This window comes from Bacillus sp. AFS059628 (assembly GCF_002571225.1).
GTDB lineage: Bacteria > Bacillota > Bacilli > Bacillales > Bacillaceae_G > Bacillus_A.
Genome location: NZ_NVEC01000049.1, coordinates 50024 through 67203, shown reverse-complemented (window position 1 = coordinate 67203; position 17180 = coordinate 50024). Strand labels below are relative to the sequence as shown.

General features: G+C 36.1%; 16 protein-coding genes, 2 tRNA genes and 2 pseudogenes. 5 read left to right on the top strand and 15 right to left on the bottom strand.

Annotated features, from left to right (window positions below; all coding sequences use genetic code 11):
- Positions 1-134: 134 nt before the first annotated feature.
- The 6 genes and pseudogenes from lonB to COL05_RS17010 form a co-directional block, all read right to left on the bottom strand.
- On the bottom strand, positions 135-1805 hold the full coding sequence (gene lonB, locus COL05_RS17035; RefSeq protein ID WP_142337542.1) for an ATP-dependent protease LonB: 1671 nt from the start codon (positions 1803-1805) through the stop codon (positions 135-137).
- Positions 1806-1911: 106 nt separating this feature from the next.
- Entirely contained in the window at positions 1912-3171 is a 1260-nt protein-coding gene (gene clpX, locus COL05_RS17030) for an ATP-dependent protease ATP-binding subunit ClpX (protein ID WP_000472282.1), read from the bottom strand.
- 264 nt (positions 3172-3435) lie between these two features.
- Positions 3436-4713, bottom strand: a complete 1278-nt coding sequence (gene tig, locus COL05_RS17025; protein WP_000729253.1) for a trigger factor — start codon at positions 4711-4713, stop codon at positions 3436-3438.
- A gap of 309 nt (positions 4714-5022) precedes the next feature.
- Positions 5023-6021, bottom strand: a complete 999-nt coding sequence (locus tag COL05_RS17020; RefSeq protein ID WP_098669472.1) for a hypothetical protein — start codon at positions 6019-6021, stop codon at positions 5023-5025.
- Between the two features lie 197 nt (positions 6022-6218).
- Positions 6219-6467, bottom strand: coding sequence for a hypothetical protein (locus COL05_RS17015; protein WP_002094402.1), 249 nt, complete (start codon positions 6465-6467; stop codon positions 6219-6221).
- Between the two features lie 288 nt (positions 6468-6755).
- Positions 6756-7169, bottom strand: a pseudogene (locus COL05_RS17010) (group I intron-associated PD-(D/E)XK endonuclease).
- Positions 7170-7325: 156 nt separating this feature from the next.
- Here COL05_RS17010 and COL05_RS17005 point away from each other — a divergent pair.
- On the top strand, positions 7326-7940 hold the full coding sequence (locus COL05_RS17005) for a PH domain-containing protein (RefSeq protein WP_098669471.1): 615 nt from the start codon (positions 7326-7328) through the stop codon (positions 7938-7940).
- An 85-nt stretch (positions 7941-8025) separates the two neighbouring features.
- On the opposite strand, the gene COL05_RS17000 is transcribed toward COL05_RS17005, so the two are convergent.
- Positions 8026-8226, bottom strand: a complete 201-nt coding sequence (locus tag COL05_RS17000; RefSeq protein WP_098669470.1) for a cytoplasmic protein — start codon at positions 8224-8226, stop codon at positions 8026-8028.
- Positions 8227-8378: 152 nt separating this feature from the next.
- Between COL05_RS17000 and COL05_RS32450 the strand changes: the two are divergent.
- The 3 genes and pseudogenes from COL05_RS32450 to COL05_RS16990 form a co-directional block, all read left to right on the top strand.
- Positions 8379-8465: pseudogene (locus tag COL05_RS32450) on the top strand (DUF6572 domain-containing protein); the annotation flags it as partial.
- Between the two features lie 386 nt (positions 8466-8851).
- The gene (locus COL05_RS16995) at positions 8852-9802 is read left to right on the top strand and encodes a WXG100 family type VII secretion target (protein WP_098669469.1); all 951 of its coding nucleotides are present in this window, start codon (positions 8852-8854) and stop codon (positions 9800-9802) included.
- A gap of 15 nt (positions 9803-9817) precedes the next feature.
- On the top strand, positions 9818-10168 hold the full coding sequence (locus tag COL05_RS16990) for a DUF6572 domain-containing protein (protein ID WP_098101632.1): 351 nt from the start codon (positions 9818-9820) through the stop codon (positions 10166-10168).
- A gap of 173 nt (positions 10169-10341) precedes the next feature.
- Here COL05_RS16990 and COL05_RS16985 read toward each other — a convergent pair.
- The 8 genes from COL05_RS16985 to COL05_RS16945 all read right to left on the bottom strand — a co-directional run bounded on the left by COL05_RS16985 (position 10342) and on the right by COL05_RS16945 (position 16126).
- A tRNA-Arg gene (locus COL05_RS16985) sits at positions 10342-10415 on the bottom strand.
- A gap of 1 nt (position 10416) precedes the next feature.
- Positions 10417-10490, bottom strand: a tRNA-Gly gene (locus COL05_RS16980).
- Between the two features lie 108 nt (positions 10491-10598).
- Positions 10599-11102, bottom strand: a complete 504-nt coding sequence (locus tag COL05_RS16970; RefSeq protein WP_098669468.1) for a metallophosphoesterase — start codon at positions 11100-11102, stop codon at positions 10599-10601.
- Between the two features lie 13 nt (positions 11103-11115).
- Complete coding sequence (locus tag COL05_RS16965; RefSeq protein WP_000815929.1) at positions 11116-11724, bottom strand: XTP/dITP diphosphatase; 609 nt, start codon at positions 11722-11724, stop codon at positions 11116-11118.
- Between the two features lie 11 nt (positions 11725-11735).
- Positions 11736-12473 carry a ribonuclease PH gene (gene rph / locus COL05_RS16960; RefSeq protein WP_001261765.1) on the bottom strand — a complete coding sequence of 246 codons (738 nt, stop codon included), beginning with the start codon at positions 12471-12473 and terminating at the stop codon, positions 11736-11738.
- Between the two features lie 128 nt (positions 12474-12601).
- The gene (gene gerM / locus COL05_RS16955; RefSeq protein ID WP_098669466.1) at positions 12602-13651 is read right to left on the bottom strand and encodes a spore germination protein GerM; all 1050 of its coding nucleotides are present in this window, start codon (positions 13649-13651) and stop codon (positions 12602-12604) included.
- Positions 13652-13781: 130 nt separating this feature from the next.
- A complete protein-coding gene (gene racE / locus COL05_RS16950; RefSeq protein WP_098669465.1) occupies positions 13782-14591 on the bottom strand; it encodes a glutamate racemase in 810 nt (269 codons plus the stop codon).
- A 209-nt stretch (positions 14592-14800) separates the two neighbouring features.
- Entirely contained in the window at positions 14801-16126 is a 1326-nt protein-coding gene (locus COL05_RS16945) for an MFS transporter (protein ID WP_098669464.1), read from the bottom strand.
- A gap of 360 nt (positions 16127-16486) precedes the next feature.
- On the opposite strand from COL05_RS16945, the gene COL05_RS16940 reads away from it, so the two are divergent.
- On the top strand, positions 16487-17170 hold the full coding sequence (locus COL05_RS16940) for a type 1 glutamine amidotransferase domain-containing protein (RefSeq protein ID WP_098669463.1): 684 nt from the start codon (positions 16487-16489) through the stop codon (positions 17168-17170).
- The last annotated feature ends 10 nt before the right edge of the window (positions 17171-17180 follow it).

Genomic DNA, 17180 nt, shown 5'->3' with positions numbered 1-17180 from the left:
ACATCTAGATGCAATTGCAGAGATTTTCCGCAATTGTAAATCCCACGTTTTTTCTCCTTTATAAAAAGGAAAAAAGACTCCGCTTAAGCATACAAACTTAAACGAAGTCTGGCAAATTTTATTATCGTACATTCTCACATTGATTGTGCATCTGTCTCGTCCACAGCAGTATGTATATCAAGCTCTCGATGTATATTTTCTTGCATAAATGTTAGCTCAAATACTTCTTTTAACTTACGAACAGGAATGATTTCAATTCCCTTTATTGTATACAAAAACGGTTGCATGTTTTCAGCAGGAATGATAACTTTCTTAGCTCCCGCCTTTTTCGCAGCTTTTATTTTCGCGTACACACCACCAATAGGTTTCACTTCCCCGTGTATACTAATCTCACCAGTCATCGCTACTTCATTATTCACATACGTACGATGCACCGCTGAATACACACCTGTTGCCATCGCAATACCTGCCGAAGGCCCATCAATCGGTATACCACCCGGAAAATTAATATGTATATCGTACCCTTCTGGCAATACATCTAGAGAACGAAGTACTGTTAATACATTATCTACAGAACCTTTCGCCATACTTTTACGGCGAATTGATTTCGTTTGACTTCCAATACTTTCCTCTTCAACAATTCCGGTAACATTTACCGATCCTTTATCTTTCGCCTTGATTGCTGTTACTTCAATTTCTAATAATGCACCTGTATTTGGTCCGTATACAGCAAGTCCATTTACAAGACCGATTCTCGGAATAGGATAAATGCGCTTTTCGTACTTCGGCGTAAGTTGACTAGAGTGAACAACCCACTCTATATCTTCATCTTTAATGAATGGGCGTTCTTCATTTATTGCCATTCCTGCAGAGATTTGTACAAGATTAATTGCTTCTCGCCCATTTCTCGCATACATCCCAACCATTTCAATACCATTTTCACCGATTCGCATTTCCACTTTGTCAGCTGCATTCTTCGCTACTTTTTGAATTTCTTCTGTATCTAACTCACGAAAGAACACTTCTAAACAACGCGACCGAATAGCAGGAGGGATCTCCTCTGGCGAACGTGTCGTCGCCCCAACTAAGCGAAAATCGGCTGGTAAACCTTTTTGAAAAATGTCATGTATATACGTTGGAATCATCGTATTCTCTTCACTGTAGTATGCACTTTCCAAAAACACTTTCCGATCTTCTAGTACTTTTAACATTTTGTTCATTTGAATCGGATGTAGTTCACCTATCTCATCAATAAACAAAATACCACCATGTGCATCTGTTACCGCACCTTTTTTCGGTTGTGGAATACCTGCTTGCCCCATCGCACCGGCACCTTGATAAATTGGATCATGTACCGAACCGATTAAAGGGTCTGCAATACCACGTTCGTCAAACCTTGCTGTCGTCGCATCCAGTTCAATAAATGTTGCATTTGTGCGAAATGGAGATTTTGGATTTCGTTTCGCTTCTTCTAATACAAGACGTGCTGCCGCTGTCTTTCCGACACCTGGCGGACCATATATAATCACATGTTGCGGGTTCGGACCACAAAGAGCCGCTTTTAACGACTTAATCCCGTCCTCTTGCCCTACAATATCTAAAAAGGATGTAGGACGCACCTTTTCCGCAAGCGGCTCTGTTAAAGAAATCTCGCGCATTTTACGAAGCTGTTCTAATTCTTTTTTTGATTCTCGATCAATTGAAACTTTTTGTGTTCGCTGATTTCGAAGTAAATGCCAAAAATACAATCCGACAATTACACCAAAAACAAGTTGAACAAGTAAAAATATATTTGTCCAGCTCATCATTTATTTCCTCCCGCAATGTTTTATCTCTTAGTATTTCCGCGGAGGAACATAGCTAAACATAAAGAAAAACAGCAATTATAAAAATTGCTGTTTCTCCTTCGCATTATGCAGATGTTTTTGTATCAAGTACAGTACCGTCTTGTAACACCAATTTTGGCGCTGCATTATCAGCTACTGTTTCTTTTGTAAGAATACACTTCTCGATATCTTTGCGAGATGGTAGCTCGAACATTACCTCAAGCATTAAGCCTTCAATAATAGAACGAAGTCCACGAGCACCTGTTTTACGTTCAATTGCTTTTTTCGCAATTTCAATTAGTGCACCTTCTTCAAACTCTAACTCAACATCGTCAAGCTCCAATAGTTTTTGGAATTGCTTAACAAGTGCATTTTTCGGTTTCGTTAAAATATCAACAAGAGCATCTTCATCAAGTGGCTCTAGGTTCGCAATAACTGGAAGACGACCGATAAACTCTGGAATTAAACCAAATCTTAAAAGGTCCTCTGGTAATACGTGAGATAAAACATGCTTCTCATTTACATCAGCATTTTTCTTCTCAGAACCAAAACCAATTACTTTTTCACCAAGACGACGTTTAATAATTGGCTCGATGCCATCAAACGCTCCACCACAGATGAATAAGATATTCGTTGTATCAATTTGAATAAACTCTTGGTGCGGATGCTTACGACCACCTTGAGGTGGAACGCTTGCTACAGTACCTTCTAAAATTTTCAGAAGTGCCTGCTGCACACCTTCACCAGATACATCACGTGTAATTGATGGATTTTCGGACTTACGTGCCACTTTATCAATCTCATCAATATAAATGATTCCTTTTTCCGCTTTCTCTACATCATAATCAGCTGCTTGGATTAATTTTAGTAAGATGTTTTCTACATCTTCCCCAACATATCCAGCTTCAGTTAAAGATGTTGCGTCCGCGATTGCAAATGGAACATTTAAAATACGCGCTAACGTTTGTGCCAGTAATGTTTTACCACTACCTGTTGGCCCGATAAGTGCGATATTACTCTTCGCTAATTCTACATCATCAATTTTGCTGTTAGAATTAATGCGTTTGTAATGGTTATATACCGCTACCGCTAGTGCTTTCTTCGCATTATCTTGTCCGATGACATACTCATCTAAGATTTCACGAATTTCTACCGGTTTCGGTACATCTTTGAATTCTACTTCTTCGTCTTTCGCAAGCTCCTCTTGTACAATTTCAGTACAAAGTTCGATACACTCGTCACAAATGTAAACACCTGGACCTGCAACTAACTTTCGAACTTGCGTTTGTGTTTTACCACAAAAAGAACATTTTAATTGCCCTTTTTCATCATTAAATTTAAACATATTTTCACACCCCTTACAAAGTGCTAACCTCTTGCCTTCGTATGTACACGATAAATGTATCGTATGTAAATACATATTATGTCACTACGTGGCGAGAAATACAAATAATATGACTAGTTATGTACAAATAAAAAGTTTTTAAAACTTTTGAAATATGTATATTCGACTCATTAAGGAAGTTTTCCTTCTTCATCGAAAAGTTTTATAAATATATTTCTATATTTATAAAACAAGGCACGATTAAAATCGCGCCTTGTTATTTTATTATGCAGCGTTTTCTACTAAGAAATCTACAGCTTTACGCACTTTAAGATCTTCAGCTAAAGCGTCTACGCTTCCAAGAGCTTGCTTGATAGCGTCTACTGGCATACCGTACATTTCAGCCATTTTTTCAACTTCTGCAGTTACTTCTTCTTCAGTAACTTCGATGTTTTCAGCTTCAATGATAGCTTCAAGAACAAGGTTGATTCGTACGCGTTTTTGAGCGTCTTCTTTCATTTGCTCTTTTAACTTGTCAGCATCAGTACCTGTGAATTGGTAGTAAAGCTCAAGGTTCATACCTTGTTGGCTTAAACGTTGCTCGAATTCACGAACCATACGATCTAACTCAGTGTCGATCATAGCTTCTGGAATGTCGATTTCAGCGTTAGCAGCAGCTAATTCTACTACTTCGTCACGTACTTTGTGCTCAGCTTCGTGCTTTTTGCCTTCTTCTAAGTTTGTACGAAGTTTTGCTTTTAATTCATCAAGAGTTGCAACCGCTTCGTCAGCTTCTTTAGCGAACTCGTCGTTTAACTCAGGAAGTTCTTTTGTTTTGATTTCATGAACTGTTACTTTGAATGTTGCTGGTTTGCCAGCTAATTCAGCAGCGTGGTACTCTTCTGGGAATGATACTTCAACGTCTTTAGACTCACCAGATTTAAGACCAATTACTTGCTCTTCGAAACCTGGGATGAATGTACCAGAACCGATTGCTAGAGAGTAGTTTTCGCCTTTTCCGCCTTCAAATGCTTCGCCATCAACGAAACCTTCGAAGTCGATTACAGCTGTATCACCGTTTTCAACAGTTCCTTCTTCTTTAACAACTAGTTCAGCTTGACGCTCTTGTAAAGATTTTAATTCGTTCTCTACATCTTCGTCAGTTACAGTTGTTTCAACTTTTTCTACTGCTAAACCTTTGTACTCACCTAATTTAACTTCAGGTTTCACTGTTACTTTTGCAGTGAAGATAAGGTTAGCATTTTTTTCGAATTTCTCGATGTCGATTTCAGGATGAGCAACTGGGAAGATACCAGCTTCATCGATCGCTTCACCGTATGCTTTTGGTAAGATGATATCTAAAGCATCTTGGTATAAAGATTCGATACCAAAGCGTTGTTCGAATAACGGACGAGGCATTTTTCCTTTACGGAAACCTGGTACGTTGATTGTTTTTACTACTTTTTTGAACGCAGCGTCGATAGAGTTGTTTACTTCTTTAGCATCAACTTCGATTGTTAAAACGCCTACGTTACCTTCTAATTTTTCCCATTTTGCAGCCATTTATTCTTTCCCTCCAACTATAATAATGTATGCACATACCTCTATAGATTAAGATCTTCATTATCTCTTTTTTGAAATAACAAAAGTACAAATAATCCTCTAGCAAAAGCTTTCAGATATAATGTTCCAATCTACTAATTGCCTAAAAGACAACTACGGTATATTTTGTTCGAGAATAATATGAAACATATTAAGTAAGAGAATTACACTTCTCTTCTCTTACAAACAGGCAGATTTCTGCCTTTTGCAACCCTTACATTATAACATAGAATATGCTCGTTTCAAGAACCGAACGATTCTTTTTCATAATTATACGGGCAAATATCCTTCTCTTTCAACACGTAATAACCATTGATAGGCAATATGAAACTCTTCTAATTCAATATTATACGCTGTCATAAGCTCTTCTTCATCAATAGTCAATCCGAAACGCTTTCTTCCAATTCTCTCTAAAACAGCAGCCCAAATCTCCACCTTATCCATTAATAGAGCGAATGGGAAAACGCTAATTTGCAATTCTTTCCAATATGTAACCATCGCATCAAATATATCAGGATACTTTTGTTCTAATCGACTTGATAATATATGTATAATGTTATTGGATTGCTCCTCATTATGAACTGTAAATGCTGGAATTACCTTGATCGTATTCCCAAACTTTTCTACCTCTATCTCTTCTTCTATTTGATTTTCTATCATTTTATACAAAATAGAAGTTTTCAAATAAGGATGCTGTTTTTCGTCTATTAAAAATTTCTTTAAAATAGGTAATGCAAAATCCAGGTCTTTTAACGAAAGTTGCTGAATTGCTCTTAGCTTTTGTCCAAAGTTTTCTCCAAACATTTCATTAGTAAACTCATCTAATTCAAAATTCGAATCGACTAGTGACGTATCTACTTCATTTAACATACCTTCTGCAAATAAAGCGAGCTGTGCTAATTTTTCTTTTTGCTCAGGCATTACATCTTTCGTTTGCAAAACTTTTTCAACGGTTTCAATGACACCTTCATAATCATTTGTTTGAACTAAAATCGTCACATATGTTTCCAGAATATCACCAAATAATACAGCTCCCGTTTCAAGTAACTGTTCACATTTGTCTTTCGCTTCTTCCATATGTTTCAATTCCAACAAACAAATAACAGAAGCGAGTTCCGTTTGTTCCGTTTCTGCATTATACTGACGTAATATTTCAAAGCAGCGCAATGCATCTTCGAATTTCCGCTCTTTCAGCGCTAAAAAACCTTCATCAATATATCGCTCTGATAACTGCGGAAACAATACGACCGTATTTTCTTTTTTATCCATACGTCCGCCTCTTTTTCTAGATTTTAATTATCTTTAAAGTAAATATATCAAATGAGTAATGAGAACACAACATCCCAAAACTCTTTGTTTTAAATATACAAATATTTAATTTTTACATTTCAATACAAGCAAATCCCTACTCAAAATTAAAAATATGCAAATAAAAACCCTCAGCAATTCAAGCAGAGGATTCATCATTAATGGAAAGCATTTATAATAGTGGGGTATATAACAAGGGTAATAATTTGGAGAACAATAATTGCCATAACAATCATGCTAAAATAGAAGATTGGTTTACTTCGCTTCATTAAAAACATAATAATAAGCATCGTACAAGCAAACAAACTTAAGAAGAACAAACTCGTTGTCGAACTAAGTATACCACTTGGGACAAAGAACAATAACACTACACTACAAGTACCTATAATTCCAAATAACCATTCCATTCATTCACTCATTCCCTTTCCCTCTCATGGCAGTTTTTTACTAAGCGATTAAATGTTTTACAACATCAACTACATATGTTAATTTCTCATACGCTACAAATCCAAAAGCAACCGTTAAACCCGTTACGATTAATCCTTTCATCATTTCTTCCTCCTCGTTTTATCGTTGTTACCTTCATTATAGTTGATTAGCAATTTGTTACCATCGAACTACCTTACAGTTACCTTACAGAATTGTAAGATTTCAAAAAAGGATTAAAAAAACACCTCATATCGCTTAAGGTGCTTTCACGGAATTTCTCTATAATCACTTGCAAAATTAACTTTTTTCTCTTGGTTATTTTTCGAAAAACCCACTCTTAAACTAATAGATTTACTAAATAATTTTGGATTAAAATAATAACAAGAATCCGTTTAAGGACAATATACACAATACACATCTATTTCTTCTTTATTCACTTCTTTTGTAGCGACTCCGCTTGCAGTAGAATAACTAGAACGAAATCTTACTTCTAGTATCCCTCTTGCATTCAATTCTCTATATTTCACTTGCACTCTCTTAAACAATCCATCTTTGTACACTACAAGATCAAACGGAGAATGCTCTGTTTGTGGTATTAAAATCATATATCCTTTTTCGTACAAATCAACTTGCGCCTTTAAAACAGCTAAATCCCCCTTTGTTTTTGTATGATGGTACACTTTTTCTCAGCACCTTTTTACATATTTTTAAAATAACATTCGTTACTTTTCTTAACTTACCTCCCAATATTTTCTCATTAAAAGAAAATTCTTTGTTAAAACCATGTTAATATATTTTTGTACAATTAAGAATTTAATTTACAAGGGGGATTATATATGTTCAAAAAAGTAGCTGCCGATGTTTTGGGATTAAGTGATGTAGGTTCTGTCATTACACCGAAAGATTACGATAAGGTGGATGCTGATGATTACGTGATGCATGAAGATGGGGAGAAAATTTATTTTCTCATTAAATCGAAATCAGATGAATATTGCTTCACAAACAAAGGATTACTCCATCTAGATGGTACAAGTGCGACAAGTAAAAAACGTACACTACGCCACTTTAGCTATAGTAAATATCAAATTAAAAACGTAGCGCTTGAAACTGCGGGAACGATTGATTTAGATGTAGAAATTAAGTTCCAAATGGGCGATGAGCACTATTCAATTGATGTCCATAAAAAACATATTGAAGAATTAAAAGATTTATATAAAGCTTTACTTAAAATAGAAGAAATCTCATACGACAACGATATTACATTGCAGTATGCACATAAAAGTTTAGATATGGCATCTAACGCTTTTAGCCGTATTTCAAACGCACAAGTAAATTTAGCAGAACAGTTTAAAGAAATGAACGAAATCGCTTTTAACTGGCTCGTTGATACGAAAAAACAATATAATGTGAAAGATTATGGTTTTGTGTTTGAAAAGTTTATTAATAACTAAACAAGAAACCCTTGTTATCAAAAGATAACAAGGGTTTCTTAGCGTCCCAGGAGAAATTCAAGCTCCCACTCCGCTCATTTCCGTACTATTTTATATATTTTGATCGCAGTCTTAATATATCTTCCTCTTCGCGAATGCCTGCCGATCCCTTCCTCACATTTTTTACGATAGTCCAATTCGGGTTAGTTTCATCACCGATGTTCTGTACTGTAAAATTGCCATCACCATATTTTCGGTGACCTTCTGCCAATTTCTCCGTTAAATCGTTCTCATTTGATCTCGCCATCTTTGCGCCATCTCCCTTTTTTATACAACCTTCTTAAACTGTCTAACCAATCACAGGTCCAGTCAATTGGAGATTCTCGTTTTCCGCTTCTATTAATTGTAACACACTGTCGGGGATAAGTTTCGATAACTGCTGCTCAATCGTACTAGAATGGTAAAAAGTTTTATAATACTGTAAGTGAACAGTTAGGAGAATCTGGATATGGATTTGAGTTCCATCATAAACCTATTGATTCTTGAAATTAAATACTATGAGGAACAGGGTGCTAAACGGCGCTCCTTTTATTTAAGAAAAAGAATTACATATACAACTTCTTAATATCTAAGGAAAGGTTACAGATATTAAGAATGAGCTACAATTATAACCCAAACTAGACGCGAAACTTATAAGTAATCACTTCTTGCGATAATCTTTCACTCGTATTAATTATGCTATTTCATTCCTACCCCCATCTCTTACACCAAAACATCAATTTTTAGCGTCCCAGGAGAGATCCGAACTTCCGGCCCACCTATTATCTACAATATATAAGAGATTCTTTCATCGCTTGTTTAACATACACTGGCTAATGTATAGATATGGTATACTTTTCTTGTAAAAATATTATAGGAGAAGCAGGGATGGTATGGTACAAATAAAAGTAACACCTGAACGTCTAGAGCAAGTAGCCAAGACGGTAAAGAACGTACGGTACACCTTAGAACAAATACATAATGGTTTATACAATCAAACAGAACATATTGCCGCAAACTGGGCAGGAGCAACTAGCCAACATTTCTATCAAATGTTTAACGAAGCTAAACCGAAAATGTTCACAGTTTTAACGGAATTCGATAAAATAGCTGACGAATTAGAAAGAGTTGCGGAAAAATTCCGCATGGCAGATGCTGAGTACGACGGCAATCTAGTTGAAAGTGAGATTATAGCTAATACCCCTTCTTCAGAAAATAACAACACATCGCCTGGTGCATCTTCTTCGAAAAAAGATGGTGAAAGTTTAGAGAAAGTTACTAGGGATCTAGTGGGCGAGTTATCGGGAGAATACGATGTACGACGTGTTATAGAAGGTGTTGATCCCGATACTGGCGAAAAACTTTCATGGTGGGAACGCACTGGTGCTGGTGTCATGGTTTTTGCGGGACTTACGCCTGTTGGTAAGGGAATAAAAGTAGTCAAAGGTGCAAAAAAAGTTTCCAATGCAATAGATGCAGCAGCCACACTAGAAAAACAACGGAAAACTTTAAAAGCTAATAGCTTAGCAGGTAAAGAATACGAAACAAAAATGTTCGAGGTTATAAAACAACAAAAACCTAAATCTGAATTGAATGAACAAATAACCGTACAAACAAAATCGGGCGTACGCACTCGTATAGATATAGGAGGCAAGGACGCAAATGGTAAGATTGACTTAGTAGAGTTAAAATCTTCACCTACTGCACCTCTTACTAAAAATCAGAAAAAAGCCTTCCCTGAAATTGCAGAATCAGGTGCAATAGTTAAAAGTAGGAACAAACCACCATTTGAACATTTAGAAGAGATTCCACCAACGAAAATAAATGTAATAAGAAAAGAATAATGAGGAGGCTTTTATATGGCATTACATGATACGGATCAAGTCGATTTAGTTTTAATAGATGAGGATAATAACGATAATGTATACTTAGCAATCTTTGATGCTTTAGAGTGGAATAAAAGCGAAGAACTTGATGATGAACACATTTTACTTTTACAAGACAAAATCAATACATATTTAGGATTCATTGAAAGTGATGAAATCTATGAAAAAGTTCCAAGTACAATAGGGAGAACACAATTCATTATACAAGTGTATTCGCAGAATGAACCTAGTTTTTATGGGAAAAAGTTTTATAATATTGTAAGTGAACAGTTAGGAGAATCTGGATATGGATTTGAGTTCCATCATAAACCTATTGATTCTTGAAATTAAATAAGAGGAATAGGGCGCATAAATGGCGCTCTTTTCTTAATGCACTTTAATCCGTTACACATAATAATTACCATATATTACGTTACATTTTTTACACCTTTTGCACATACATCAATTTGTAGACAAACAAAAAACCTTGTTACCAAAAGATAACAAGGTTTTCTTAGCGTCCCAGGAGAGATTCGAACTCCCGACCGACGGCTTAGAAGGCCGTTGCTCTATCCTGCTGAGCTACTGGGACATGGAGCGGGTGAAGAGAATCGAACTCTCGACCAGAGCTTGGAAGGCTCTTGTTTTACCACTAAACTACACCCGCATATGTTATTTCATTTTCTTCGTTAGCGCTGTTGCCCTATCGACAATATTTATTATATGTATAACCATACATAAAGTCAACACCTTTTTTAAAAGAGGATAATTTTTCTTATCCTCTTTTAAAAATTGCTTGTTCAACTAGCTGTCCGTCTAATGTTTCAAAACGAACTTCAATTTGATTTTCATCCATTTCTAATAAAGCAAATGTCTTTTCTACACGCTGACGCGGCAATAAAATGCTGCCTGGATTAATAAATAAAACGCCGTCGATTAATTCTGCACCTAATACGTGAGAGTGTCCGAAGCACGCAACTTGCGCCCCTACCTCTTCTGCATGGTACGCTAATGTTTGCAATGTCATTTTCACGTTATGACGATGTCCGTGCACAACTACAAAACGAATGCCCTCTACATCAGTTACAATTTCATCTTGAAAGTTAGCATAATCACAATTCCCTTTTACAACATGGAAACCTTGCAGCTCTTCATGAGCAGGCGTTAACTCCGAATCACCGCAATGAATCATGATATCTACTTTCCCTTCATATTTCTCTTTTAACTGCTGTAATTCCTTCCCAGAGCTATGACTATCGCTTACGATTAAAGCTTTCATCAATCTCTCTCCCTTATTCTCCTAAAAACCATTCCGGGATTTTTTCTTCTAATTTACGAAGAGCACGTCCACGGTGGCTAATGGCATTCTTCTCATCTGAACTTAGTTCCGCCATCGCTTTTTTATATTCTTCCACATAAAAAATCGGATCATATCCAAAACCGTTTTCCCCGCGGCGCTGTTCTAAAATATATCCTTCGCACGTCCCGTTTACAATGACAGGCTTTTTATCACCTTCAGGAAAAGCTACTGCTAATGCACAGTAGAAGCGAGCTTTACGCTTATCAAACGGTATTTCATTTAATTCTTGTAAAACTTTATCAATATTCGCTTGATCATCTTTTGGCTCTCCAGCAAAACGAGCTGAATACACGCCTGGCTTTCCATTTAAAGCATCTACAATAAGACCTGAATCATCCGCAATTACGATTGCATTCAGTTGTTTGCTCAGACTATCCGCTTTTAAAATCGCATTTTCTTCAAATGTTTCACCAGTTTCTTCGACTTCTTCAATATGAGGAAAATCGTGTAATGATTTTACTTCTAAATCAAATCGCTCAAATAACTCGGCAAATTCACGTACTTTCCCCATATTTTTTGTCGCTACAACAACTTGTTTCATATTTTCCACCTCTACTCTATATGAGATACGATGTCGCCTAACGCTTCTTTTTGCATGTCAATCAGTTGGAAAATACCTTGTTCCGCAGCATCAAGTAATTCATTTAACTGCGCTCTGCTAAACGTCGCTTCTTCTCCAGTTCCTTGTACTTCAACAAACTGACCTTTTCCAGTCATAATTACGTTCATATCAACGTCTGCTTTAGAATCTTCTGCATAGTTTAAATCTAAAACAACACCTTGCTCTTCAACAATTCCTACTGACGTTGCTGCTAAATAATCTTTCACTGGAATTTTAGATACTTTTTCTGCTTGTAATAACTTCTCAAATGCTAATACCATCGCTACATATGCACCTGTAATAGAAGCTGTTCTCGTTCCACCATCCGCTTGAATAACATCACAATCAATCCAAACCGTTCTCTCACCAAGTGCTTCTAAGTCAACTACCGCACGTAATGCTCGTCCAATTAAACGTTGGATTTCCATTGTACGTCCTGTTACTTTCCCTTTACTTGACTCCCTAATTGTACGTTGTTCTGTCGCACGTGGAATCATCGCGTATTCAGCTGTTACCCAACCCTTTCCTTCTCCACGCATAAAAGGCGGGACACGCTCTTCAATTGTCGCTGAGCAAATTACCTTTGTATCCCCAACCTCAATTAATACTGATCCTTCTGGATGTTTTAAATAATTCGTATGAATATGTATATGGCGTAATTCTGTTTTCTCTCTACCATCTACTCGCATAAAAATAACCTCCTCATAACTACTTGTTAGTATAGCCAAATTTAAATGTATGATATGTATACAATAAAAGAAGAGGAACCCAAAAAGCAATTCCCCTTTCTTACTTAAGTATATCAAATTATTGGCGATTAAAAACTACCTGTATTCACGTTTTCTGGACGATCTACAGGTTTTATTAACTTTTCACCCTTTTCATCTATAAGATTTGCTTTGCCATTTACTTCAATAGAAACACTTTTCACGCCTTTCTTTTCTGTTAAAGATAAAACTAATGACTTCAATACGTAATTTGAAATCATATTTTTATCTGGGTTTATAAATATATTTTCATTAAAGTTTAATGTAAGATTTCCATCTTGTAATTTCGGATTCGTAATCAGCTTAACTCCTGGATTGAAATCGTTCAGAAGAGATTGATGAATCGGCCCTTTTACAAGTTCATCTACAATTGCTGCATAATCATTTTCTTTTCCTTCTACAACGCGGCGTGTTACTGGTACGTAGTATTGCTGTTTATTATTATTTTGCGCCATAAAATAAAGTGTTACTGGTTTTGTGTTTGTTACATCCGCTACTTGCTCATCATCGAAGTTAATACCGTTAGCACGGCTCACCCCTTCACCAAGCGGTGTACCACCAACAGGCATCTTCGCCAATTTCTCACCATTTATTTGGAACTGCACTTGTTTTACTTCTTTAAATTGCGTCAACGTCCACGCTATTGACTCAACGATTTGACGCTCTTCTTCTTTTGCATAGTTTTTCATTTCTTTAGAAAAATCAATGACTGCCGTCCCATCTTTTTTCAAATCTAGGGTCATCGATGTATTCGCTGGAATGACTGCGCGGAACCCATTCGGTAATAAATTCGTTACCGGCCCATCTTTCACAAGGTACTCTAACGTTTGCTGAATAACCTCATTTGCTTTTGGAGTAGATATAGCTAACGTTTGTGGTACAACATAGCCATTTTTATCAACAAGGTATAGTTCTCTATTCACCATTTGTCCTTGCTTATCTTTCTTAGCTACTTCTTTCTTTCCACCCTCTGTATACGTAACTTGTTTTGGCGGATCAATTTGTTCCGTTACTTTCTCCTGATTTATAAAGCCACACCCTGTTAGTAAAACAGCACTCACAGTAGCACCAACAACCCATTTAAAAGTGGATTTAGGCATGCCATTCCCCCCTAAAATCTAAGTTTGTACTATTATGTATACGAGCTGTTTCATGTTTTAGAACAAGCTGTGCTTCTTACAAACAAAAAACTCCTGATTTCTCAGGAGTTTACTTATATGAGTACTACTATTATTCTTTTTCTAAATGAATATGTTTCACATTTTCAATCGGTTGACCGAACCATTTTGATGCAATTTCTTTAAATAGACCTATTTTTCCTGTTGTTAAGAAGAGATGATCACTTTGTTCCTCTCCCTCATTCAACATTTTACTATGGTATAAAATCGTACTTACTTCACGCGCTGTTTCATCACCTGAACTAATGAGTTGTACTTTATCTCCCATTACTTTTTTAATAACAGGACCTAAAATCGGATAATGTGTACAACCTAAAATAAGTGTATCAATATCAGTATTTTTCAGCGGTTGCAACGTTTCTCTTACAACTTCATATGCCATTTCACTTTCAAAATTGCCACTCTCTACAAGCTCAACGAAAGGCGGACACGCTAAGCTTTCTACCATAACACGGTTATTAATAGACTTTAACGCTTCTTCGTATGCACCACTTTTCACCGTTCCAATTGTTCCAATAATCCCAACATGATACGTATTTGTCACTTTTAAAGCTGTACGTGATCCTGGGTGAATAACTCCTACCACTGGAATTGGTAATTGTTTCTGCATCTCTTCTAATACAACCGCAGTTGCTGTATTACACGCAATAACTAACATTTTGATATTTAAATCTAGTAAACGCTCCGTCATTTCCCACGTAAATTGACGCACTTCTTCTCGAGAACGCGGACCATAAGGGCAACGTGCTGTATCCCCTAAATATATAATGCGCTCTTTCGGCAACTGACGAATTAATTCCTTCGCTACTGTTAAACCACCAACTCCTGAATCGATAACACCGATTGCTCTATTCAACTTCATCACCCGTTTTCTCATTCATCATCTTATTTTATCATTATATTTTACACACTTTAAGTTCGCTCACTTAAACTGCTTCTGTATGAAAATTTTCATTTGTACCTGTATAGACTAGGACTTTTTTATTTTGCTCCTTTTTTTCATAATTTGCAAGACAGAAAAATAACCGGCCTTCTATATGAAAGTCGGTTTCTTCTATATAAAGCACGTATTTATTGCTCCATCTTTTTTTGGAAAGAAGACATTCCAATTAATAAGAAGAAATGAGCAGAAATTAACATAACGATTAAAATAAAATTCAAACGATAACTATCTGTAGATTCCATAATTTTGCTCGCTACAGCTGGTCCAAATGCCATACCGAAAAAGTTAATTAAATTATATAAACCAAGACCGACTCCAACTTTAGCTACATGTAATGTTTTCGGTATAAATGTGTTCAATGATACTTGAATGGTAGAATAACTCATAAACGTTAAAATAATCGCTAATACAATAACGACTATACTTCCATTCGGAATAAAGCCTAAAATTAAAAAGCCAACAATCATGATGACAGACGCCACATTAATCATATTCACATTTCCAAACGAAGGGATAATTTTTCCAGTAATAAAACTAGACACAATACCGAAAAGTGATGCAACAAATAATACAATTCCGATAACAAACGACGACAATCCGTGTACTCTTCCTAACAGTAATGGCAATAATAATAAATTAGCACATAACGCCACATTAATTATAAATCCGACTGTTATTAAACGAAGAAATGGTTTATTTGTAAACAACTCAATATCAATAAATGGATGCTCCGCGTTCTTCATACGGACCGTGAATAAAAATAAGAAAACAACCGATAACACAAATAGCCAACCATTAATATTTACACCCAATAAAACAGTCGTAATGAATGCAAATAACAACACCGCTCCGATGTAATCAAAATGAAACGCTTCAGCCTTATGATGCGCTTCTTCTGGCATAAATTTCATAAGCAGAAAAATCCCAACTACTGAAATAATCATAAATAAAAATAAATATGGCCACCCTAATGTATTTGTAATTGCTCCGCCAACTAAAGGACCAATGCCTATCGCTAATGCAATAGAAGAACTAATCATCGCTAAAGCGCCAGGCTTCTTAGCAGGAGCGACTAATTTTGCTACCGCAATCATACTAAGCGCAATAAACGCTGCGCCCCCACTCGCCTGCACTAATCTTGCAAAAATGACAATCGCATAAGATTGATTTACAAATCCAATAATGGACCCAGCTACAAATATGATGATTGAAATAATCAATAGTTTTTTTACACTATAACGATCAGCAAGCTTCCCATATATCATCGAACCAATACCGACAACTAAGGAATAACCTACTACAACCCAACTTACCTTCGATTGACTAATGGATAAATCATGAGCCATATCCTCTAACGCTACATTAAATAAAACCGCATTCATCGGTCCTAATAAAACGATAAAATATAATGTGAAAACAAACCATTTTGAATGGTTGCTTATATCTTTCCCCATGTGTAACACCTCTCCTAATTGTAGTAACAAATAAAGTTGTTCAGCGCCTCTATCACTACTAAACAACTTCATCAAATGTATACATTTGTCGCGCGACAAATTGAATCTGAAACGAAACATGTACGTTGTTCGATATTCATGGAACTATCATAGTTTCAGCATTACAGTTTGTCAACGAAAAATATACAAAGTAAACTATTTTAGTGTTTTTAGTTTACTTTGTTCAAAAATTATTATACACTAATTTCGAATCCGATATAAGGAGGACTGACATGATTATTCAAATTTGCAATTTCTAACTTAATAAAGCCAAATAAATAAAAAACTTTTATATAGAAGAAACATTACAGGAGGATCATGATGAAGAAAAAAATGTTAGTCGTATTAACGAGCGTAGAAAAATATCCAAATTTAAATCGAGCTACTGGTCTTTGGCTTGGTGAAGCTGTCCATTTCGTTAAAAAAGTTGAAGAAGCTGGTTACGAAGTAGATTATGTTAGCCCACAAGGCGGCTATACACCGATTGATCCACATAGTTTAGCAATGGCGGAGAGCATCGATTGGGAATGGTATCAAAAGAAAGAATTTATGAATCGTCTCGGTTCGACAATGAAACCGAGTGAGGTGAATCCAGAAGACTATGCTGTTATTTATTACGCAGGTGGTCACGGTGTGATTTGGGACTTCCCTGAAAATAAAGAACTCCAAATGATTAGCCGTAACATTTATGAAAATGGCGGAATTGTTTCCTCTGTTTGTCACGGAGCTGCCGGTTTATTTCATATCACGTTAAGTAATGGGGAACGTTTAATTAGCGGTAAAAAAGTAACAGGATTCTCAAATGAAGAGGAAAAACTAGCTGAATTAGATCAATTCGTTCCATTTTTAACAGAAGATGAACTTATTAAAAATGGAGGACTTTACGAAAAAGCTGCGCAACCTTGGGAAGCTTACGCTGTAGAAGATAATCGTGTTATAACCGGCCAAAACCCAGCTTCAGGTGGTCCAGTAGCTGAATTAGTATTACAACACGTAAACAAATAACAAGTAATAA